This is a genomic window from Mesorhizobium sp. 113-3-3 (genome assembly GCF_016756495.1).
GTDB lineage: Bacteria > Pseudomonadota > Alphaproteobacteria > Rhizobiales > Rhizobiaceae > Mesorhizobium.
The window spans coordinates 4,295,301-4,317,237 of record NZ_AP023243.1; the positions used below are offsets into that span (position 1 = coordinate 4,295,301).

Consider the following 21,937-nt stretch of genomic DNA (forward strand, 5'->3'; position numbering starts at 1 on the left):
CTTTTCAGCTTGACTTTTTTTGGGGGTATTTCAATCCAGACCGTACATCGCGAATTGTCGGCAAGAGGTCGTGGCAAATGGCCTACAAGGCTCGGCAATGCAACCCGGCCCCACCACCCGAATCGGCTGATGCACCAGGGTCACGCGGATCCCTCGCCGTGACAAAAGAGAACCCCGACCGAAGCCGGGGTTCTTGCAGGGACAAGAGTCGGAGGGTGACGCCTTATCCGGCAAGTTCGTCGGGGCCGTGCAGGTTCCAGTCCGTTCGCCTGGCGAGCACCAGCACATAGTAGATCGCCGCCACGACCATGATCAGCAGCGTGGCGATCAGGCTCGGGCGACCGAAGGCGGCGTCGAGCAGGTTCTGGTAGGCGACATAGACCAGCGCCACGAAGGCCAGGATGGCCGGGACCGGAAACAGCGGCATGCGGTAGTGCCCGCCTGCCGTGCTGCCGTTGCGGCGGCCGGCAAACACCGCCACGCACAGAAGCGCGTAGATCACCACCAGCGACGTGCCGCTGACCACCAGCAAGAGGTTGATGTCGATGAAGCAGGCGACCGCCGCCAGCACCGACACGACGATGGTGGCGATCCAGGGCGACGCATAGCTGCCGTGGACGGAGGCGACCGCGTCGTTGATCGGGCTGAACCAGGTCTTGTCGCGGCCGGAGCTGAACAGCAGCCGCGCCGCCTGCAGGATGATCGCGATGACCGCGTTGAAGATGGCAACCGCGATGGCAAGGCTGATCAGCACCGTCAGCGCATGGCCGCCGCGCGCCTCGAGGAAATATTCTATTTTCTGCGGAGCTGCGAGCAGGCCCGGTAGATCCGGTGAGCCGAGCAGCACGGCGGTCAGCGGAATGAGTTCCGCAGCGACCGTGATCAACAGCGCCCACACCACGACCTTGCCGATGTTGCGCTTGGCGTCCTGCGTCTCCTCGCCGAAATAGGCAGCCGCCCCATAGCCATTATAGGCAAAGAGCGAAACAGCGGTGGCCGCAAGGATGATGCCGGCCGACGCCGGCACCAGCGTGTTGGAGGCATCGAGCAATTGCGGCGAGGTGAACAGGCTCGACAGCGGCCGCTCGACATGAGCGAAGCCGAGACCGGTCAGGATCAGCAGCGCCAGCATCTCGATGCCAAGGAAGATGCCGGTGACGAAGGCGTTGAGCTTGATGCGCATGGCCGCGACCGTACCGGCCAGAGCGATCGTCACCACGCCGACCCATTGCGGGCTGAGATTGGGAATGAGAACGCCGAGATAGGTGCCGACGCCGAGCGCTATGACGGCGACGATCAGCACGATCGAGACGAACACCAGCACCAGCGTGACAAAGCCCCAGAAGCGGCCAAGCGTGCGGCCGATCATGGTGTATTCGCCGCCGGCCATCGGGTAGGCCGACGACAGCTCGGCATAGACGAAGGCCATGAACAGCCCGATGACCGCGGCAATGACGAAACTGAGGAATGAGCCTGTGCCGGCAAGCGCAATGACGCCCGGCACGATGATGAACACCGAGGATGCCGGCGTCACCGCCGACAAGACGATCATCAGCGTGCCCAGCGCATTGAGCGCCCGGTCCAGCCCCTTGGCGGTTGGCGCGGCCTTGTCGACCGGCCCTGTGGTTGCTTCGTTTGTAGACATCGTCCTCCCCTTTTTTTAATAAGATAAAAATTATCCTCCGCTGCGGAACCTATCGACGGAGTCAGGTATCGTCAACAAATATGGCGCTATGGTGCTTGCAAAATTTTGTATGCCAGTTTTAAACTGAATCAAATTCAGGAAACCAAAAATGGGACGACCCAAAACCCAGACCGATCGCCGCCTCACCCTCGTCGCGGCGGCGGAATCGATGATCGCCAGGCGCGGCCTTGCCGGCGTCACGCTGCGCGACGTCGCCAATGAGGCGGGGATGAGCTCGAGCGCCCTGCTCTACTACTATCCCGGCCTCAAGGACCTGCTGGACGATGTGCAGCGCAAGGCTGTCGAACGGTTCTGCACGATACGCGCGGCGTCGGTCGCCGAGATCGCCGATCCGCGGCTGCGATTGAAGACGATGATCGAGAGCGGGCTGCCGACCGACGCGGACGACCAGCTCTGCCGGCTGCTGCTCGAGCTCGGCGCCTATTCGCGATCGGATGCGAGCTATGCCGCCCGCCACATCACTTTGTTCGAACGGCAGGTGTCGATCTATGTCGGCATCCTGGAAGCGGGTGCGGCCACCGGCGTCTTCAAGCTGCAGACGGCCAGCGAGACGATCGCGCGCAGCCTCGTGGTGCTGGAGGACGGGCTGGGGCTGCATCTCGTCAATGTCGTGCCTGCGGTCGATCAGCTTTCGGCGCTGGCCATCCTGACCAGCTACGCCGAGCTTGCCACCGGCTGCAGCCTTCGCTGAGCCGGCTTTGTATCAACGGAGCAAATCCCAAGCATGGACCAAATGCCGACCCAGACCACCACGCCAGCCGGCAGAGCGAGAGCCCGGGCGCTCGCCATTCCGTTGCAAGGCACGCCCGGCCCCGCCAATGCCATCACCGATGTCGCCGGCGTCCTGGTCGGTTACTCGACGATCATCAAGGGCGAAGGCGAGCTCAACCTCGGACACGGACCGGTGCGCACCGGCGTGACGGCCATCCTGCCGTTCGGCCGAGACGGCGTCGGTTCAGCCTGCGCGGCCGGCTATCATTCCTTCAACGGCAATGGCGAGATGACCGGCGCATCGTGGATCGAGGAGGCCGGCAGCATCAGCCTGCCGATCCTGATCACCAACACCCATGCGGTCGGCCCCTGCCATCGTGGCGTTATCGACTGGGTGGCGCGCCACAAACCCGACGTCGCCAAGCAATGGCTGCTGCCGGTGGTGGCCGAAACCTGGGACGGCTATCTCAACGACATCAACGGCTCGCATGTCACGGTCGACCACGCCATCGCCGCGATCGACAATGCGGCGAGCGGACGCATCGAGGAGGGCTCGGTCGGCGGCGGCACCGGCATGAACTGCTATGCCTTCAAGGGCGGCTCCGGCACGGCCTCGCGGATCGTCGACTACGGCCATCGTTCCTACACGGTCGGCGTCTTCCTGCAGGCCAATTTCGGTTCGCGTCGCGAACTCACCATCGCCGGCGTACCGCTTGGGCATGAGCTTGCGGATGACAATCCGATGGAGTCCTACTTCAGCGGCAGCCCGACCGGCGCCGGTTCCTGCATCGGCATCATTGCCACCGATGCACCGCTACTGCCCGGCCAATGCAAGGCGCTGGCCCGGCGCGTGCCGCTCGGCCTGGCGCGGACGGGCACCACCGGCTCGCATTTCTCCGGCGACATTTTTCTCGGCTTCTCGACCGCCAATCGCGATGAACTCAATGGTCGCTTTCCCAGGGGTGCCCCGACCGAGCAAAGCTATAGCCATATGGATTTCATCCCTTGGGGGCGGATGGACGATTTCTATGCAGCCGTCGTGCAGGCGACCGAGGAGGCGGTGCTGAATGCGCTGGTCGCCAACAGTGACATGACCGGCCGCGACGGCAACCGCACGCCTGCCTTGCCGCATGGCAAGGTTTTAGCGGCGCTGAGGACACGTGGGGCTGTCGCCGGCTGAGAACGGCAGACGCACCCGCGCCTCGCAAAGACGAAAAAGCCCTGACGTTTCTCCGCCAGGGCTTTTTGTTACCGAGTTCTGGTCGCGGCGAAGACCTTGCGATCCGCGTCGCGAAACAATCAGGCGGCGGCCGAGACCTTCGCGTCGGTCGCAACCTGCGAGATTGTCTTCAGCACCTGCGAGGCGATCTGGTAGGGGTCGCCCTGGGAGTTCGGACGGCGATCTTCCAGATAGCCCTTGTAGTCATTCTTGACGAAGGAATGCGGCACGCGGATCGACGCGCCACGGTCGGCGACGCCATAGCTGAACTTGTTCCACGGCGCGGTCTCGTGCTTGCCGGTCAGGCGCTTGTCGTTGTCGGGGCCGTAGACGGCGATGTGGTCCATCAGGTTCTTGTCGAACTGCGCCATCAGGGCCTCGAAATAGGCCTTGCCGCCGACTTCGCGCATGAACTTGGTCGAGAAGTTGCAGTGCATGCCCGAGCCGTTCCAGTCGGTGTCGCCGAGCGGCTTGCAGTGGAACTCGATGTCGATGCCGTATGTCTCGGTCAGACGCAGGAGCAGGTAGCGCGCCATCCAGATCTGGTCGGCGGCCTTCTTGGAGCCCTTCCCGAAAATCTGGAATTCCCACTGGCCCTTGGCCACTTCGGCGTTGATGCCTTCGTGGTTGATGCCAGCCGCGAGGCACTGGTCGAGATGCTCTTCGACGATCTTGCGCGCGACGTCGCCGACGTTCTTGTAGCCGACGCCGGTGTAGTACGGGCCCTGCGGCGCGGGATAGCCGCTCTCGGGGAAGCCGAGCGGACGGCCGTCCTTGTAGAAGAAATACTCCTGCTCGAAGCCGAACCAGGCGTCCTCGTCGTCGAGGATGGTCGCGCGGCTGTTCGATTCATGCGGCGTGACGCCATCGGGCATCATGACCTCGCACATGACAAGAATGCCGTTGGTGCGGGCCGGATCGGGGTAAAGCGCCACCGGCTTCAACACGCAATCGGAGCTGCGGCCTTCTGCCTGCATGGTCGAGGAGCCGTCGAAGCCCCACAGCGGCAGCTGTTCGAGCGTCGGGAATTCGGCGAATTCCTTGACCTGCGTCTTGCCGCGAAGATTGGGGACCGGGGTGTAACCATCGAGCCAAATGTACTCGAGCTTATATTTCGTCATTCTAGCCTCTCGTTGCTTGTTCACCGAACACCAAACGGCGACACGCGTCCGCCGTCGGCAGCCGGCGCTGCCGATCCTTAAAATGCAATTCGTGTGCCACTCCGGAGTCGGCGGGTGCGGCAAAATGGCAGGGATATCGCGTTGAATTTGCTGAGCCGCCTCATCACTGGGCCCATATCAGTCAAACGCACATCATGCATAAATATTAGGCAAAAAATGATCTTTTCGTAGGCATATTGCCTAAAGGAATCGCAGCGCCTATCTTGGAGAAAGCTGAATCGACAAGCTCCTGAAGAAGAAAGGAGATCGCCCATGGAAGTCGTCTCATCCCGTCCGTCGGCAAAAATTCTGATGTTCCCTCTGGCAGCCCGCAACTCTGCCTCAAATTTAGGCGCAAAGGCGAAATTCGCGGCAGAGCTCGCCTCGCTGCGGTACACGCATGCCGATTTTGACGGCTGGTATCACGAAGCGGCCGTCGAGGAAGAAAATCAGCGCAAGAGCTGACCCGCTTCTTGCAGGCCCAAGACAACAAAGCCCGGCGTGATCGCTCACGCCGGGCTTTCTGTTGCCGATGCTCCGTCCGCTAGTCCTTGTCGTGAAGATCCGTGCCAAGCGTGTCGCGAACGAAGATCATGCCGATGACCAGCGTGATAGCCGCAATCACCACCGGATACCAAAGGCCATAGTAGATATCGCCCTTATAGGCGCTGAGCGCGAACACCGTCGCCGGCAGCAGTCCGCCGAACCAGCCATTGCCGATATGATAGGGCAGCGACATGCCGGTGTAGCGGATACGGGTCGGGAACATCTCGACCAGGATCGCGGCGATCGGCCCATAGACCATGGTGACGAACAGAACCAGGATGAACAGGATACCGATCGTCATCGGCCAGTTCACCGCCGCCGGATCGGCGAACATCGCGAAGGCACCGCCGCCGGGTATGTTGTAGACGGTGACCTCAGGCGCGCCCGCTGCCTCGTCTGCGGTCAGAATCTTGTCCTTGACCGCCTGCTCGGCTGGCACGGCTGCCTTCTCGCCGCCACGGATGGCGGCGGCATCGAGCTTCAGCTCCGGATTTGCCGCGATGAAGGCGTCAAGCTTCTGGTCCGCGACCTTGATCGCCGCGCGCTTCAGCGGATAACCGCCGTCCTGCAGCGACATGTTGACGGCCTTGACGAAGGCAGCGTCCTTGGCCTTGGCCTGATCGCCCGCGGCGACCGCGTCATAGGACGCCACCGTCTCGTTGCCGATCTTGACCGACGCAGCCGTTCCGGCCGCGGCGGTCGACACCACGTCAAAGGGAACCGAGTTCTTGGTCAGGAACGAAGTCGCGATGTCGCATGACGTCGTGAACTTGGCGGTGCCGACCGGGTTGAACTGGAACTTGCAGTCGCCAGGGGCCGCCGTGACCGTCGCCCTCGTGTTCTGCTGCGCCTTGGCAAGCGCCGGATTGGCGGCCCAGGTCAATGCCTTGAACAGCGGGAAGGTGCAGACGATGGCGAGCGCAAGGCCAGCCATGATGATGGGCTTGCGGCCGATCTTGTCGGAGAGCCAGCCGAACACCACGAAGAAGATCGAGCCGAGCGCCAGCGCGATGGCGATCATGATGTTCACCGACTGCGCATCGACCTTCAGCACGTTCTGCAGGAAGAACAGCGCGTAGAATTGGCCATTGTACCAGACCACGGCCTGGCCAGCAGTGAGGCCAAGCAGCGCCAGCAGTGCAATCTTGGCGTTCTTCCACTGACCGAAGGCTTCCGAAAGCGGTGCCTTCGAGCCTTTACCTTCATCCTTCATCTTCTGGAAGGTCGGAGACTCCGACAGAGACAGTCGAATCCAGATCGAAACCGCGAGCAGTACGAAGGAGACGATAAATGGAATACGCCAGCCCCAAGCGGCGTAGGTTTCCTTGCTCAGAGAGCCCTGAACAATCAGAATGACGATCAGCGACAGGAACAGGCCAAGCGTCGCTGTCGTCTGGATCCATGAGGTGTAGAAACCGCGACGGTCGTCAGGCGCGTGCTCGGCGACGTAGGTTGCCGCTCCGCCATATTCGCCGCCGAGCGCCAGACCCTGCAGCATGCGAAGGATGATCAGGATCACCGGAGCCGCAATACCCAAGGTCGCATAACCGGGCAGCAGACCGACCAGGAAGGTCGACAGGCCCATGATCGTCATGGTGACGAGGAAGGTATATTTGCGGCCGACGAGGTCGCCGATACGGCCAAACACCAGAGCCCCGAACGGGCGCACGAGAAAGCCGGCGGCAAAGGCCAGCAGCGCGAAGATGTTGCGCGTCGCCTCGGGAATGGTCGGGCTGAAAAAGGTCGAGCCAATGAAGGCGGCCAATGAGCCGTAGAGATAGAAATCATACCATTCAAAAACGGTGCCGAGCGAGGAAGCGAAGATAACTTTCTTCTCCTCCCGCGTCATGCCGCGGCTCGTTCCGCCGGCGGTCGATGCAATTGCCATTGCCTTGTCCTCCCGTGAGACCCTTGTCCTCGATGCTGCGTTCAATCGTCCGCGTTCTCCTCCGAGCACGGACTCACGACAGCCATCACCGAAAAAATGACAGAAAGCGTCCCACGACGGCAGAGCGACGATGGGATTATGACTTTGGTATTAGGTGCGGTGCGGCAATCGCCGTAAGGATCAGGCCTTGAGCGCTTCGAGAAGGCTGACGGCAGCCATCATGTCGCGTTTGCGGGCGGCGCGGCGCGCGACCGCTTCGGCGTCCTGCCCCCAATGCTCGATCTGCCAGTCCTCGTCGACATGGCCGGCGGCCCAGGCAGAATCGGCGTCGAGTTCGCCAAAATCGACGGCCAGTGCCAGCAGCGCCGAACCGGTCAGCGAGGTCATGAGGTGGATGGCGGCCAGCCGCAATGGCTCGGCGCGCTGATTGAGATGACTGCCCAGAACGGCGATCGTCTCGCGCGGCTGCTCGACATGGATGATCCCCTCGGCAAGGTTGAAGCGAGCCCCCAATGCAGTGCGCGCCCAATCGACGACCGGATCCCACTGCCCGTTCTGCCGCTCGACCAGCCCTTGAGGCGCGTCGGCGCGGTAACAGAGCAGATCGGACGAGGCAAAACGCAATATGTCTTCCAGAACCGCCTGCGGATCGCTGGCAACGCCGTCGATGGCGGTGTTGACCAGACGCATCACCGGCATCGTCACCGGATTGATCGTCTCGCCCTGTTCGGCGAATTCGTCGGCAACCAGCAGCGCCGCCGCCTCGGTCGGCAGCGCCAGCAGCGCCTTGCCCGGCGTGCGCACCGGCTTGCCGTCGAGATGCACGGCAAAACCCTCCTCTACCGGCGCAACCGAAGCGGTCTTGTAGAAGCGCTTGGGCAGCGGCGTCTTCATCTGGATCTGGGCGCGGCGCACCGGATCCGGATCGGAAAGATACTTGCCCGCTTCAAGGTCGTTGAGGATGTCACGCATGAAAACTCTCTCTCACACCGGTGTCAGCTTGCGCGCCGGCCGGTTGACGATGATCAGGCCCGCCGCAATCAAGCCAAGTGCCAGAAAAATGCGAATGGTCAGCGGCTCGTTCAAGATGAGCGCGCCGCACAAGACACCGAAAACCGGCGACAGGAAGGTGAAGCTGGACAGGCCGGAGGCCGGATAGCGGCGCAGGAGCCAGAACCACAGGACATAGGTGAAGGCAACGATGTAGATCGCCTGGAAAAGCAGCGCCAATGTCGGCAGCAAGGACGGGTCACGCACCGGCGGCCCGGCGAGAGGCAGCACCAATATGCCAACGATCGCCGCGCCGGCGAGTTGGTAGAGCAGCAGCTTCTCGGCGCTCGCCTCAACCAGTTTCGACCGTTTGATGAGGATGTTGGTCAAGGCCCAGAAAAACCCGGAGCCGAGACTGAGCAGATCGCCGAACAGCATGTCCCCACCGCCGCCAAGCTTGTCGGAAAAGACGGCGGTGAGGCCGGCAAACGCCAGCAGCAGGCCGAGGAACTTGCGCATGGTGATCTGTTCGCCAAGCAGGAAGTGACCGCCAATCAGCATCCAGAACGGCATTGAATTGACCAGCAGCGTGTTGCGGGCAACGGTCGTATGCTCCAGGCCGACATAGAGGCAGAGGAACTCGATGCCGAAAAGCACGCCCACGGCGATGCCGGCGAGCAATGTGCCATCGCGCGCGAACAGCGCTATGCCGCGCCAGCGGCACCAGAGGAAGACGCAGAAGCCGCCGATGATCGAGCGAGCGATCGACAGGAAGACGGGGTCGTAGCCGGCATAGGAGATTTTGGCGGCGACGTAGTTCAGGCCCCAGGAAAAGGTCAGACCGACCATGATGGCGGCGGCGGCCATGTCGACTGTATCGCGCCGATCCAGCGCGTCCGTGGCGCCGCTCAAGATCAATCCTCCGCGCTGGCGTCGTCGAAGCCGATCAGGTTCCAGCTCTGGCGCATATGCGGCGGCATCGGCGCGGTGACGTCGATGACGCCCTTGTCGGGGTGCGGAATGACGATGCGGCGCGCATGCAGATGCAGGCGGTTCTGGATGCCGCCGGGGAAATCCCAGTTGGTGTCGGCCTCGAAATATTTCGGGTCGCCGATGATCGGACAGCCGATATAGGCGGCATGGACGCGAAGCTGGTGGGTGCGGCCGGTATAGGGCTCCATTTCCAGCCAGGTCATGGTCTGCGCCGCCTGCTCGATGATGCGGTAGTAGGACACCGCATGGTCGGCGCCTTTTTCACCATGCGCGGCGACCCGGACACGATCGCCGTCCTCGGTGGGCTCCTTGATCAGCCAGGTCGAGATCTTGTCCTCGCGCTTCGGCGGCACGCCCTTGACCAGGGCCCAGTAGGTCTTCTTCGTTTCGCGGGCGCGGAACGATTCCGACAGCTTCATGGCGGCCAGTCTCGTGCGGGCCACGACCAGCACGCCCGACGTGTCGCGGTCGAGCCGGTGGACCAGCCGCGGCTTTTCGCCCTTCTGGTTGCGCCAGGCTTCCAGCATGTCGTCGACATTGCGAGTTACGCCCGAACCGCCCTGCACCGCAAGGCCCGCCGGTTTGTTGAAGACGAAGACCTTCGGATCCTCATGGATCAGCATTTTTGCCAGGACGTCGGCATCGCCCTGGTTGCGGATCGAATGGCCGGTCAGCGCGCTCTCGCCCTTCTTGTCGACCTCAAGCGGCGGGATACGCACCACCTGGCCGGGCTCGACACGGCTGTCGGCCTTGACGCGGCCGCCATCGACGCGGATCTGGCCGGAGCGCAGCAGCTTCTGCAGATGGCCGAAACCAAGGCCTGGGAAATGCGTCTTGAACCAGCGATCGAGCCGCATGCCCGCCTCGCCGGCCTCCACCGTGATCTGTTCAACGCCTGCCATTTTTTCTTCGCTTATCCGTTTCCAAAGCAGGGCTCGGCCTGCGCTTGGCGCGGCAATAGCACTAAGGCAGGCTTCTTGCGAGCCAAAGTCCCAGAAACAGGGCGACAATGGCGCCAATGACGCTGGCCAGCGCATATCCAAACGCCGGCAGCGTGGCTCCCCGCTCCCACAGCGTCGCGAAATCGAGCGAAAAGGCGGAAAAAGTCGTGAAGCCGCCAAAGATGCCGGTGGCGACGAACAGCCTGACTTCGTTCGACCCGCCGCGGCGCGCCAGGGTGGCGATGAACAGGCCCATGGCGAAGGAGCCGACAATGTTGATGGCCATCGTGCCCCAGGGGTAGTTGGGGCCGACAAGACGCAGCGCGCCCATATTGGTGAGATGGCGGATGCCCGCGCCGATGCCGCCGCCGACGACCACGAGAAGCAGATTGAACATCGTTGTCTACTGCCCCTGCAAGGGTGGTGGCGTCAATCCCTGCATGCCCTTCACCATTCAGGCGCTGTCCAATCCGGGTACTTCTTCCTGAACTCGGCATAGAGGGCATCGACCTCGGCTTTGCTGACCGGGCGCGCCTGTTCGTAGAGATAGCCGGCGACACCGCCGGACAATCGGTATTGCGCAATGCGCCTGTATGCGCCGCCGATGCCCTTGCCTTCAAGAATATGCTGGTTCGGGATCGTGACGCAGATCTGCGCGCCCGGTTGCAGATGCGTGACCGGCCGGTCGGTCACGACGACATATCTGGATTTCAATGAGTCCGGCTGGAACCGATCACGACTGTCCACCTGGCAAATCCATCCGACATGGGCAACCAGGTCCCGGTTCATGCCGAACAACAGGGCGTCGCTCATCACCGGACCCGACGCAAATACCGAAAAGCGGTCCTCCGGTCCCATCCTGGCGATGAGGTCATCGATCAGGCGCCGGTATTCGGGGAGATTGTCGAGGTGAAGTGGAAGCGTGGCCTCCCTGGCGAAGACAAAGCCAACCGGGGACAGCAGCTGACGGCCGGCCGGAAAAAACGTGCCCAAAAAAGCCAGTCCGGCGACAACGGCCATGGCGGCGGTCGACCATAGTGACTTCAGCCCCGGCACGGAGACGATCGAAACGATCGCCTGGGCATAGGCGGGAAAGAGCCAGAGAAACATTGGCAAGGAATGATGCCGTTCCGGGTCCTGCGTCCGGATGAAAGCCAGGAAGGTGACCACCGAGGCCATGGCACAGAACAATGCAAATCTGTTGTGGCGCACAATCGAGATGTAGAGGCCCACGACAATCAACGCCCAGTTCAGGTAGCTGAGCCGGGATCCGACGCCACCGAGCTGGGTGACGAAGGTCGTCTTGTATCCGCTGTAAAGGTCGGCGTAGCTGGTTTGCAGAATCTTGGCGATCAGCGGCAGCTGGAAATTCAACGCCGTTGCCGCAATGAGGAAAACCGCGCACACGCCGCCCAGAGCCGCGTTGCGGAAGGCGGCAAAGTCTCGGTCCCTCGCGATCCGCAGCAAACAGAAAAATGCCGCGGAAACGGTGATCCCTATGGCGGCATAGGCATACCAGCGGCGCAGCATGAACGCCAACCATAGGCACGCGCCGACGGATATTCCTGATATCACCGGTTCGCGGGTCAGGAACCTGGATTTCCAGAGAAAATAGGTTGCCGCGGTCAGGGCGAGACAGCCGGCAACGTCAGGCATTCCCCGAAGCGTCGGCGCCCAGAACGGCGTGTACAGGAAGGCCGCGATCCAGACGGCGATCCAGCTTCGGGACGGTGTCTCGGAGACCGCCTCCCGATAGCTTATCCTGCCTATCAAAAGGACTGCCGGGACCAGGTAGACCGCGACTATTCCGGCGACGAAGGAAAGCCTTGAACCGCCGAAAACAAGGTGAAACGGCATCAGGGGCACCAGGATCGCCACGCCGTAATCTTCCGTCGCGATGGAGGTGCCCAATTGGCTCAGCCATTCGGAAGGGCTCTCGACCAGGAGCGCGCCCTGCTGGTTGAACATGTTGAAATAGGCCGCGAAGTCCCAATAGTAGACGGACTCTTCGAGATTTATGTATGCGGCGCTGAGGGCAATCCCAAGCAACACGGTGCACAGGTAGGTACCCGTCCAGAATCCGAAGATCTTGTTCTTTGTCACTTGAGGCCGCCAGGGAGGAAGAGACAGAACTGCGGGACCAAAACCGGAGCCATCCCAGACACTGCCAGGACCCGCTCCGGCGAATCTTGTGACAAGATTCATATAATGAAGTGTTGAGAGCCCAAATGGACAGTTGCTTGAACGAGCATCTCGCAAGCAAGGAGAAGGCCCTGAAGGGCCGCCACGAAGCAGCCGGCGGAGATGCTTGCTTGCAACCGCCGCCGGCAGCGTCGACGGATTCTCAGTTCAGGTGGTTTCGACCTTCTTCGGCTTGGTCGAGCCGATCATCTTCCAGTTCTTGTAGAACATCGAATTGATGCGTTCGACGCTGACCGAAACAACCGCGAGCATGCCGGCGATTAACCTCGGGAACGGGGACGGCCTGATGATGTCCATGAACACGCAGTAGCGGCGGCCGTCATATTCGTTGACCGAACGGTGCAGCAGCGTGTCGTCGAAAATGAACTGCGGATTGTCGTACCAGTAGTTCTTGACGTTGCCGCATTCGACGAAGATTTCCGCCTTCACCGGGATCAGGTTGTAAAGGATGCGCAGGCTGAGCCGCAGCGGTCCGAAGTGCCAGGAGGTCGATTCGCGCTTGCTGAAAACCGACACGGCGATGGTCTTGATGTATTTGAAATCCTTGTTGAACTCGGCGATGTTGTCGATCTTGTGCTTGCCGTACCACTGGTAGACATACATGCCGCGCCGGCCGGCGCCGAAATTGGCGTCGATGTCGGCGATGATCTCTTCCTTGCGTGCCTTGAAGATGTCCAGGACCTCATTGACCTCGCGCTGATAATCCTGCGGAAACTGCTCCAGCTTCCAGACGCCGTGGTTCCTGTAGCAGAGCAGATCGACCAGCAGGTTGAACGGCGACAAGAGCCAGGTGAACAGGCCGTTGCCGAGGAAATAGCCCGAGAACAGCGCCATATCCTTCCTGTCGTTGCGCAGCACGTCGATCAGGCCGCAGACAACGAAGATCGTCGTCAGAATGGGGATGAAGTAGAAGCCAAGGGCGAAAAGCGGGACGGCGATGGCGAATTTGCGAAGGGATTTGCGAAGGGATTTTGTCATTTTTCCACGCGCGGAGCGCGATCCTGTTGCGAATGAGTTTGCCAAATCACGGCAACGACCACCGCCCGGTCGTGCGCCTTGATAAGGTTTTTTGGGTCGCCGCACAACGCCACGACATCGTGGCCTGGCAGTTGCCTGGTGGAATTTGCCAGACTTCGGTCAATGCACCGCTGGGGTCAATGCACCGCTGGCAAGCCGAACTCGTCCCATTTCTCCCTGGCCACGGGATCGCCGACCAGGAACTCAAAGCCGATGACGCTTTCGCCGTCCCGTGCGAGCTGGCATTTGAATTTCAGATTATACCAGTTTCTGCGACTGCGGAAAGCCGCGCCCTCCGCGGAGATCGTGGTGCCGCTGACCTTCTCCTCAGCCGTGGCGTAAGGCACGACGCGTTCCGGCCGAAAGTCCGCGCGCCATTGCCGGATCTGGTCCATCGCCTCGAGATTGCACAATTGCACCATGCGTTCGTCCGAAGCGAAGGTCGCGAGGTCGGCGCGCGCCTGCCGGCTGCGCGGATCGGCGAGCGTCTTGGCCGACAGCATTTCGGTCGGCCGAATCATGGCCGGCGCTGTGGGCGGTGCAGGTCGAGGAGCGCTCGGCGTTGGTGCCGGCGCGGGCGCCTGTGCCTCGGGAGGCGGTGCTGGCGCCGGCGGCGGCCTTGTCGAGGCCTCGAACTGCTGCGGCGTCAGAATATCGACCGACATCCGTTCCTCGTCCAGCCGCTTCGGCCGCTTCGGCAGCGGCATGAGCGCCAGCATGGCTGCCAGCAGCGCGTGGAGAGCAACCGAGGTTGAAATGCCCCATGGCGAGGCCTCGCCTCGAAGCGTGACGACCACCGGGCCGCGCAAGCCGGCTATTCCCGTTCCTTGCGCAGCTTCGCCCAATAATCGAGCCGCTTCCGGATGTCGCGCTCGAAGCCGCGCTCAGGCGGATCGTAGAAGGTCTGGCGGCCCATCTTCTCCGGAAAATAGTCCTGGCCCGAAAAGGCGTCCGGTTCGTCATGGTCGTAGCGATAGCCCGCGCCGTAATCCTCTTCCTTCATCAGCTTGGTCGGCGCGTTGAGGATATGCTTTGGCGGCAGCAGCGAGCCATGCTCCTTGGCAGCGCGCGTGGCGGCCTTGAAGGCGGTGTAGACGGCGTTGGATTTCGGCGCGGTGGCAAGATAGACGGTGGCTTCGGCAAAGGCGAGTTCGCCCTCCGGAGAGCCCAGATAGTCGTAGGCGTCCTTGGCGGCGTTGGCGACGACCAGCGCCTGCGGATCGGCAAGGCCGATGTCCTCCATCGCCATGCGCACCAGCCGGCGGCCGAGATAGAGCGGATCCTCGCCGGCGTCGAACATGCGCGCGAGATAGTAGAGTGCCGCATCGGGATCGGAACCGCGCACCGATTTGTGCAGTGCAGAGATCAGATTGTAGTGGCCGTCCTGGCCCTTGTCGTAGATCGGCGCGCGGCGCTGGACGATGCGCTGCAGCCCTTCAGGGTCGAAGACCTCACCAGGCTTGGCGGCACGCCAGACCTCCTCGGCGAGCGTCAGCGAGGCGCGTCCGTCGCCATCGCTCATGCGGATCAGCATGGCGCGGGCCTCGTCATCGAGCGGCAGCGCCCTGCCCTCCGTCTCTTCCGCCCGCACCATCAGCTTGGCGATGCTCTCCTCGCCGAGCGAATGAAAGACCATGACGCGCGCGCGCGACAACAGAGCCGCGTTGAGTTCGAAGGACGGATTCTCGGTCGTGGCGCCGACCAGAACGACCGTCCCATCCTCCATGACCGGGAGAAAGGAATCCTGCTGGGCGCGGTTGAAGCGATGGATCTCGTCGACGAAAAGCAGGGTCTGGCGGCCGTTGGCGCGGCGCAGCTTGGCCGTCTCGAACACTTTCTTCAGGTCGGCAACGCCGGAAAACACCGCCGATATCTGCTCGAAGGCAAGGCTGGTCTCACCGGCAAGCAGCCTTGCCACCGTGGTCTTGCCGGTGCCCGGCGGCCCCCAGAAAATCATCGAACCGAGTGAGCCCGAGCCGATCAGCCGGGTCAGCGCGCCATCAGGGCCGGTCAGATGTTCCTGGCCGACGACCTCGCCAAGGTTCTTTGGCCGCAGCCTGTCGGCCAGCGGCCGCCCGGGCGGCGCCTTTTCCGGTTCATCGACGCTGAACAGATCGGCCATGCACTTCTTTTGGTTTGGAGCGCGATCCCTTCAGATCGAACTCAGTAACGCAACACCTGGCGCAGTATCTGCCCGCCGCGCTCGACGGTAAAGCGCCACCAGCGCGTATCCTGCTGGGCTACCTGAGCCAGCGTCGCGGCGGTATCGATGGTGGTGCCGTTGACCTCGCGCACGATGTCGCCCGGCAGGAAGCCGAAATCGGCGGCCGGCGAATCACGATTGACATCGATCACGGTGACGCCCTTGAGATCGGTGCGCAGGCCAAGCTTCTGGGCAAGGCGCGGCGACAGTTCCGCGACCTTGGCGCCCGAGAACGGGCTGCGGCCATGCAGCGTAACTTCCGAGGCTTTCGCACCTTCCGGCGCGCGCTCCAGCGCGATGTCCATCGCCGCCTGCTGGCCCTTGGTCAGGATCGCGAAATTCGCCTTGGTGCCGATCGACAGCGTCGCCATGCGATAGTCCAGCGCCTCGATGCTCTCGACCGGCTTGCCGTTGATCTGCAGCACGACATCGCCCGCCTTCAGCCCGGCCTTGCCGGCTGGTCCCGTGGCGTCGACCGAAGAGACGAGCGCACCGGTCGGCTTTTCCATGCCGAGCGATTCGGCGATCTGCGGCGTCACCGCCTCGAACTCGGCGCCGATATAGGGACGTTCGAAGAAGTCGAGGCCGGCCTTGGCGGCATCGGCGAAAGCCCGCACCATATTGGCGGGGATGGCGAAGCCGATGCCGATCGAGCCGCCGCTGCGGCTGTAGATGGCGGTGTTGATGCCGACCAGTTGGCCGCCCATGTTGATCAGCGCGCCGCCGGAATTGCCGGGATTGATGGCCGCGTCGGTCTGGATGAAATAGCCCGAATCCGAGACGCCGATATGACTGCGGGCAAGTGCCGAAACAATGCCGCTGGTGGTGGTCTGGCCCACGCCGAAGGGGTTGCCGATGGCCAGCACCAGGTCGCCGACCTCGAGCGCGTCGGAATCGCCAATGGCGATGACCGGGAACGGCTTGTCGGATTCGATCTTGAGCACGGCGAGATCGAGCGTCTCGTCCTTCAGCATCACCTTCGAGGTGAACTCACGGCCGTCGGCGGTCGCCACCTTGACCTCGTCGGCATCCTTGATGACGTGGAAATTGGTGACGATGACGCCGCTCGGATCGACGAGCACGCCCGAGCCGAGCGAGGACTGCGCGCGCGGCTGGGCGCGGCCGAAAAACTCCTCGAAGAACGGATCGCCTTCAAAAGGCGATGTGACCTTGGCCGTCTGCGAAGCATAGACGTTGACCACGGCGGGCGCCGTCTGCTTGACCAGCGGCGCGAACGAAAGCTGCACCTCTTCGCGGCCGAACGGCACGCGCTTGTCGGGTCCTGAGGTGGCGTTCTCGCCCTCGACGCCATGCAGCAGATCGGTCAGCACGTCAGACAGGCCCGGATCGGCGGGCTTTGCGGCGTCTTCGGCGAACGCCTGCCGGACTGCCGGTGCGGCTGCGAACACCATGAAGGCGCAGAGCAGGACAAGGGACAGTCTTTTGGCGCGCATTCGCGAATCCTCCAAGGCAAGTTCGGGCGCATTGTCCCGACGATTGTGCAAAATGAAAGGCTAAGCCGCTGAAATCCGATTATTTTCGAGCCGGCGGATCTTTCCGGGCGTGCTCTAAACCGCGAAGGACATGAAAAAGGGGCCCGCAGGCCCCTCAATTCATTCCGGAAAGACGTGGCCTTATGCGGCGGCGGCTTCCTCGTCGGTGCCTTCGGCTTCGAGGCGAGCGCGGTCGCCCGCGCCCTTGGCCGAGGTGTCGCGATCGACGAACTCGATGACGGCCATCGCGGCGTTGTCGCCGTGACGGAAGCCTGCCTTCATGATGCGCAGATAGCCGCCGTTGCGGTTGGCGTAACGCGGGGCGATGGTGTCGAACAGGCGCTTGACGACGCCTTCATTGCCGATCTGCGCGATCACCTGGCGGCGGGCGTGCAGGTCGCCGCGCTTGCCGAGCGTCACCAGCTTCTCGACGATCGGACGCAGGTCCTTCGCCTTCGGCAGGGTGGTGACGATCTGCTCGTGCTCGAGCAGCGACACGGCGAGGTTGGCGAACATCGACTTGCGATGGCTAATGCTTCTGGCGAAGCGACGGCCCTTGAAACCGTGGCGCATGGCTCTTTTCCTTCTTCAGTTGTTCAAGAGGCCAGGGCCTCTGATGGTTTTCCGCATGACCGTCGGATCGGGCGGCTCACGCCGCCGATCCTTGGAATTCATGCTCAATATTGGTCTTCGTAACGCTTGGCGAGGTCTTCGATGTTCTCCGGCGGCCAGTCCGGCACTTCCATGCCGAGGTGCAGGCCCATCGCCGCCAAGACTTCCTTGATCTCGTTCAGCGACTTGCGGCCGAAGTTCGGGGTGCGCAGCATCTCGGCTTCGGTCTTCTGGATGAGATCGCCGATGTAGACGATGTTGTCGTTCTTCAGGCAGTTGGCCGAACGCACCGAAAGTTCGAGTTCGTCGACCTTCTTGAGCAGCGCCGGGTTGAAGGCAAGCTCGGTGACGGCTTCGGCGGCGACTTCCTTCTGCGGCTCGTCGAAGTTGACGAACAGGCCGAGCTGGTCCTGCAGGATGCGGGCGGCGAAGGCCACCGCGTCCTCGCCCGAGATCGAACCGTCGGTCTCGATGGTCATGGTCAGCTTGTCATAGTCGAGAACCTGGCCCTCGCGGGTGTTCTCGACCTTGTAGGAGACCTTCTTGACCGGCGAATAGAGGCTGTCGACCGGGATCAGGCCGATCGGCGCGTCCTCGGCGCGATTGCGCTCGGCGGGGACGTAGCCCTTGCCGGTGTCGACGGTGAATTCCATGCGGATTTCAGCGCCTTCGTCCAGCGTGCAGATGACGTGGTCGGGGTTGAGTATCTCGACATCGCCAACCGTCTGGATGTCGCCGGCGAGAACCGCACCGGGTCCCTGCTTGCGCACGACCATGCGCTTGGGGCCATCGCCTTCCATGCGGATGGCGATTTCCTTGATGTTGAGGACGATGTCGGTCACGTCCTCGCGCACGCCGGCGATGGACGAGAATTCATGCAGAACGCCGTCGATCTGCACGGCGGTGACGGCCGCACCGCGCAGTGAAGACAGAAGCACGCGGCGCAGCGCGTTGCCCAGGGTGAGGCCAAAGCCGCGCTCGAGCGGCTCGGCCACCAGCGTGGTCAGCGTCTTCTTCTTCGACGAGAACTCGATCTTGTTCGGCTTGATCAGTTCCTGCCAATTTTTCTGGATCATGATGCTTTCCTTCCGTTGACCCGCCACCATCCAATCGTGGCGGGCGACCTGGAATACCGCGGAGGAACGCCCCTGTGGGCGTTCGCGCGGCGTTCGGTAATTTCTTAGACGCGGCGCTTCTTGCGCGGGCGGCAGCCATTGTGCGGGATCGGCGTCACATCACGGATCGAAGTGATGGTGAAGCCGGCCGCCTGCAGAGCGCGCAGAGCCGATTCACGACCCGAACCAGGTCCGCAGACCTCGACTTCGAGCATGCGCATGCCGTGTTCCTGGGCCTTCTTGGCAACGTCCTCGGCAGCCATCTGGGCGGCGAACGGGGTCGACTTGCGCGAGCCCTTGAAGCCCTGGGCACCGGCCGACGACCAGGCAATCGAATTGCCCTGCGCATCGGTGATGGTGATCATCGTGTTGTTGAAGGTCGAATTGACGTGGGCAACGCCCGACGAGATATTCTTGCGTTCGCGACGGCGAACACGAGCGGCTTCCTTGGCCATGATAGTCCTTTCAGTTGATCTCTACACCGCCGTAATGCCAGCGGCTCCACCTTCGTAAAGGAGTAGGGGAATAGGGCAGTAAGGGAGTAGGGAAGAATGCAACCCGATTGGCGGGCATTCCCCACTGCCTTACTCCCCTACTCCCTTATTCCCTAAATTACTTCTTCTTGCCGGCGATCGACTTGGCCGGGCCCTTGCGGGTGCGTGCATTGGTGTGCGTGCGCTGGCCGCGAACCGGCAGCGAGCGGCGGTGACGCAGGCCGCGGTAGCAGCCGAGGTCCATGAGACGCTTGATGTTCATCGACACTTCGCGGCGCAGGTCGCCTTCGACCTGGTAGTCGCGGTCGATGGTCTCGCGGATCTGCAGCACTTCCGCGTCGGTCAGCTGGTTGACACGGCGCTCGGCCGGGATGCCGACCTTGTCGACGATCTCCTGAGCGAACTTCTTGCCAATGCCGTGAATGTACTGAAGCGCGATGACGACGCGCTTGTTGGTCGGAATGTTGACGCCGGCTATACGAGCCATGTTCTTTCCTTCTCCATGTGGGCCGGCCAACCTTCAAAAACAAGGTCGTCCCGGCGCTGTCAAAGTTGCCCCGCGTCCGGTGGAGGCCGGCCCTTGCGGGAGTTTCCAGTTCAAAGCGACTGCCTTGCCCTTGCGGACAAGCAAAGTTCGCAGCTGATAGGAAGACGGGCCGCCATACCGCAGCGAGCCGCTCCCGTCAAGCCTAATCTTTAGATTCCGTTACCGCGCTTTGGCGGCCGCCTCCAGCACGGCTTCGATCTCGGCGGTAACCGCGTCGATGCTGGCCATGCCGTCGACCGTCTTGAGCTTGCCTTTGGCGTAATAATAGCCGGTCAGCGGAGCGGTCTTCTTGTAGTACTCGCGCAGGCGTTCTTCGAACACCGCGGGATTGTCGTCCTTGCGCACCGGCTGGCCGGCGGCCTTGGCGTCCTCGGCGCGCTTGACGATGCGGCCGACCAGGGCCCTATCGTCGACTACCAGTTCGATGACCGTGTCGAGGCCGATGCCACGTTCGGAAAGCATCGATTCAACCGCATCGGCCTGCACCAGCGTACGCGGGTAGCCGTCGAGGATGAATCCCTTGGCGCAGTCCGCCTGGTCGATGCGCTCGGCGACGATGGCGTTGACAATGGCGTCGGACACCAGTTCACCGGCATCCATCACCGCCTTGGCACGCTTGCCGACTTCGGAACCGGCCTGAACGGCGGCACGCAGCATGTCACCCGTCGAGAGCTGGGGTATGCCGTGTTTTTCTACCAGTCTTTGTGCTTGTGTCCCCTTGCCCGCCCCTGGCGGCCCAAGCAAAATCAACCTCATCTGGCTTTCTTCCCCCCGCGCAGCTTCGACTTCTTGATCAGGCCTTCATACTGGTGCGCGATCAGGTGGCCCTGAATCTGCGCAACCGTATCGAGCGTGACACTGACCACGATCAGAAGCGATGTGCCACCAAGGTAGAATGGTACGCCAGTCGCCGAGATCAGGAACTCCGGCAGCAGGCACACCAGCACCAGATAGATGGCGCCGACGACGGTGATGCGGGTGAGAACGTAATCGATGTAATCGGCGGTGCGCTCGCCTGGACGATAGCCCGGGATGAAGCCCGAATGCTTCTTGAGCTGGTCGGCGGTGTCCTTCGGGTTGAAGACAATCGCTGTATAGAAGAAGGCGAAGAACACGATCATCGCCGCGTAAAACAGCATGTAGAGCGGCTGGCCGTGGCCAAGCGACGCCAGGATGGTGCTGGCCCAGGCCGGCATGTTGGTCGTCTGCGAGAAGCCGGCGATGGTGGCCGGCAGCAGCAGCAGCGACGACGCGAAGATCGGCGGGATGACGCCCGACGTGTTGAGCTTCAGCGGCAGATGCGAGGTATCGCCCTGGAACATGCGGTTGCCGACCTGGCGCTTCGGATACTGGATCAGCAGGCGGCGCTGGGCGCGCTCGAAGAACACGATGAGCGCGATGACGACAATGGCGAGCACGATGATCGCCAGGATCAGGCCGGTCGAGAGAGCACCGGTGCGGCCGAGTTCCAGCGTGCCGGAAATGGCATGCGGCAGGCCGGCGACGATGCCGGAGAAGATGATCAGCGAAATGCCGTTGCCGATGCCGCGCGCGGTGATCTGCTCGCCGAGCCACATCAGGAACATGGTGCCGCCGACCAGGGTGACGACGGTGGAAATGCGGAAGAACATGCCGGGATCGCTGACGATGCCGTTGCCGTTCTCAAGTCCGACCGAAATGCCGTAGGCCTGCACCAGTGCCAGAAGCACGGTGCCGTAGCGCGTGTACTGGTTGATGACCTTGCGGCCCTGCTCGCCTTCCTTCTTCAGCGCTTCCAGCGACGGGATGACCGAGGTCATCAGCTGCATGATGATGGAGGCGGAGATGTAAGGCATGATGCCGAGCGCGAAGATCGCCATGCGCTGCACGGCGCCGCCGGCGAACATGTTGAACATGCCAAGCACGCCCTTGCTCTGCGAGGAGAAGGCCTGGGCGAAGGCGTCGGGATTGATTCCGGGAAGCGGGATGTAGGTACCGAGGCGGTAGACGAGCAGCGCGCCGATGGTGAACCAGATGCGTTTCTTCAGGTCCTCCGCCTTGGCGAAGGCCGAGAAATTCAGATTCGAGGCTAGTTGTTCAGCAGCCGAAGCCATGCCTGATT

General features: G+C 62.3%; 21 protein-coding genes. 3 read left to right on the forward strand and 18 right to left on the reverse strand.

The genetic code is table 11. The features are described 5' to 3' along the window. Positions 1-223: 223 nt before the first annotated feature. Positions 224-1,645 carry an APC family permease gene (locus JG746_RS20910; protein ID WP_202354502.1) on the reverse strand — a complete coding sequence of 474 codons (1,422 nt, stop codon included), beginning with the start codon at positions 1,643-1,645 and terminating at the stop codon, positions 224-226. 148 nt (positions 1,646-1,793) lie between these two features. Between JG746_RS20910 and JG746_RS20915 the strand changes: the two genes are divergently transcribed. Both JG746_RS20915 and JG746_RS20920 read left to right on the forward strand, forming a co-directional pair. Beyond that, on the forward strand, positions 1,794-2,396 hold the full coding sequence (locus JG746_RS20915) for a TetR/AcrR family transcriptional regulator (protein ID WP_202354503.1): 603 nt from the start codon (positions 1,794-1,796) through the stop codon (positions 2,394-2,396). A 42-nt stretch (positions 2,397-2,438) separates the two neighbouring features. Beyond that, the gene (locus JG746_RS20920) at positions 2,439-3,596 is read left to right on the forward strand and encodes a DmpA family aminopeptidase (RefSeq protein ID WP_244730348.1); all 1,158 of its coding nucleotides are present in this window, start codon (positions 2,439-2,441) and stop codon (positions 3,594-3,596) included. Positions 3,597-3,715: 119 nt separating this feature from the next. On the opposite strand, the gene JG746_RS20925 is transcribed toward JG746_RS20920, so the two are convergent. Continuing rightward, positions 3,716-4,756, reverse strand: a complete 1,041-nt coding sequence (locus JG746_RS20925) for a glutamine synthetase beta-grasp domain-containing protein (RefSeq protein WP_096445694.1) — start codon at positions 4,754-4,756, stop codon at positions 3,716-3,718. A 312-nt stretch (positions 4,757-5,068) separates the two neighbouring features. Here JG746_RS20925 and JG746_RS20930 point away from each other — a divergent pair, with 312 nt between their 5' ends. Beyond that, entirely contained in the window at positions 5,069-5,260 is a 192-nt protein-coding gene (locus JG746_RS20930) for a DUF2735 domain-containing protein (protein WP_202354505.1), read from the forward strand. Positions 5,261-5,339: 79 nt separating this feature from the next. Here the strand turns inward: JG746_RS20930 and JG746_RS20935 are convergent, their stop codons facing one another. The 16 genes from JG746_RS20935 to secY form a co-directional block, all read right to left on the reverse strand. Next, positions 5,340-7,229, reverse strand: a complete 1,890-nt coding sequence (locus tag JG746_RS20935) for an MFS transporter (RefSeq protein WP_202354506.1) — start codon at positions 7,227-7,229, stop codon at positions 5,340-5,342. Positions 7,230-7,409: 180 nt separating this feature from the next. After that, entirely contained in the window at positions 7,410-8,201 is a 792-nt protein-coding gene (locus JG746_RS20940; protein WP_202354507.1) for an ATP12 family chaperone protein, read from the reverse strand. A gap of 12 nt (positions 8,202-8,213) precedes the next feature. Further along, complete coding sequence (locus JG746_RS20945; protein ID WP_202359419.1) at positions 8,214-9,086, reverse strand: DMT family transporter; 873 nt, start codon at positions 9,084-9,086, stop codon at positions 8,214-8,216. Between the two features lie 47 nt (positions 9,087-9,133). Further along, positions 9,134-10,114, reverse strand: a complete 981-nt coding sequence (locus tag JG746_RS20950) for an RluA family pseudouridine synthase (RefSeq protein ID WP_202354508.1) — start codon at positions 10,112-10,114, stop codon at positions 9,134-9,136. Between the two features lie 61 nt (positions 10,115-10,175). Further along, positions 10,176-10,550 carry a fluoride efflux transporter CrcB gene (crcB, locus tag JG746_RS20955; protein ID WP_202354509.1) on the reverse strand — a complete coding sequence of 125 codons (375 nt, stop codon included), beginning with the start codon at positions 10,548-10,550 and terminating at the stop codon, positions 10,176-10,178. Between the two features lie 50 nt (positions 10,551-10,600). Then, positions 10,601-12,358, reverse strand: coding sequence for a hypothetical protein (locus tag JG746_RS20960; RefSeq protein ID WP_244730350.1), 1,758 nt, complete (start codon positions 12,356-12,358; stop codon positions 10,601-10,603). Between the two features lie 144 nt (positions 12,359-12,502). Continuing rightward, positions 12,503-13,333 carry an aspartyl/asparaginyl beta-hydroxylase domain-containing protein gene (locus JG746_RS20965; protein WP_202354510.1) on the reverse strand — a complete coding sequence of 277 codons (831 nt, stop codon included), beginning with the start codon at positions 13,331-13,333 and terminating at the stop codon, positions 12,503-12,505. A gap of 176 nt (positions 13,334-13,509) precedes the next feature. After that, positions 13,510-14,181, reverse strand: coding sequence for a DUF930 domain-containing protein (locus tag JG746_RS37215; RefSeq protein WP_244730353.1), 672 nt, complete (start codon positions 14,179-14,181; stop codon positions 13,510-13,512). Positions 14,182-14,186: 5 nt separating this feature from the next. Next, positions 14,187-15,494, reverse strand: coding sequence for a replication-associated recombination protein A (locus JG746_RS20975; RefSeq protein WP_202354511.1), 1,308 nt, complete (start codon positions 15,492-15,494; stop codon positions 14,187-14,189). A 41-nt stretch (positions 15,495-15,535) separates the two neighbouring features. Further along, positions 15,536-17,029, reverse strand: coding sequence for a DegQ family serine endoprotease (locus JG746_RS20980; protein WP_202354512.1), 1,494 nt, complete (start codon positions 17,027-17,029; stop codon positions 15,536-15,538). A 180-nt stretch (positions 17,030-17,209) separates the two neighbouring features. Beyond that, the gene (gene rplQ, locus JG746_RS20985) at positions 17,210-17,641 is read right to left on the reverse strand and encodes a 50S ribosomal protein L17 (protein WP_202354513.1); all 432 of its coding nucleotides are present in this window, start codon (positions 17,639-17,641) and stop codon (positions 17,210-17,212) included. A gap of 104 nt (positions 17,642-17,745) precedes the next feature. Then, positions 17,746-18,756 carry a DNA-directed RNA polymerase subunit alpha gene (locus tag JG746_RS20990; RefSeq protein ID WP_006205443.1) on the reverse strand — a complete coding sequence of 337 codons (1,011 nt, stop codon included), beginning with the start codon at positions 18,754-18,756 and terminating at the stop codon, positions 17,746-17,748. A gap of 104 nt (positions 18,757-18,860) precedes the next feature. Then, positions 18,861-19,250 (reverse strand): 30S ribosomal protein S11, encoded by a 390-nt coding sequence (gene rpsK, locus JG746_RS20995; protein WP_006205444.1) that lies wholly within the window; start codon positions 19,248-19,250, stop codon positions 18,861-18,863. A 157-nt stretch (positions 19,251-19,407) separates the two neighbouring features. Then, a complete protein-coding gene (gene rpsM, locus JG746_RS21000; RefSeq protein ID WP_006205445.1) occupies positions 19,408-19,776 on the reverse strand; it encodes a 30S ribosomal protein S13 in 369 nt (122 codons plus the stop codon). A 219-nt stretch (positions 19,777-19,995) separates the two neighbouring features. After that, positions 19,996-20,592 (reverse strand): adenylate kinase, encoded by a 597-nt coding sequence (locus JG746_RS21005; protein ID WP_202354514.1) that lies wholly within the window; start codon positions 20,590-20,592, stop codon positions 19,996-19,998. Further along, positions 20,589-21,929 carry a preprotein translocase subunit SecY gene (gene secY / locus JG746_RS21010; RefSeq protein WP_202354515.1) on the reverse strand — a complete coding sequence of 447 codons (1,341 nt, stop codon included), beginning with the start codon at positions 21,927-21,929 and terminating at the stop codon, positions 20,589-20,591. The genes JG746_RS21005 and secY overlap by 4 nt, the downstream gene beginning before the upstream one ends. Positions 21,930-21,937 lie beyond the last annotated feature (8 nt).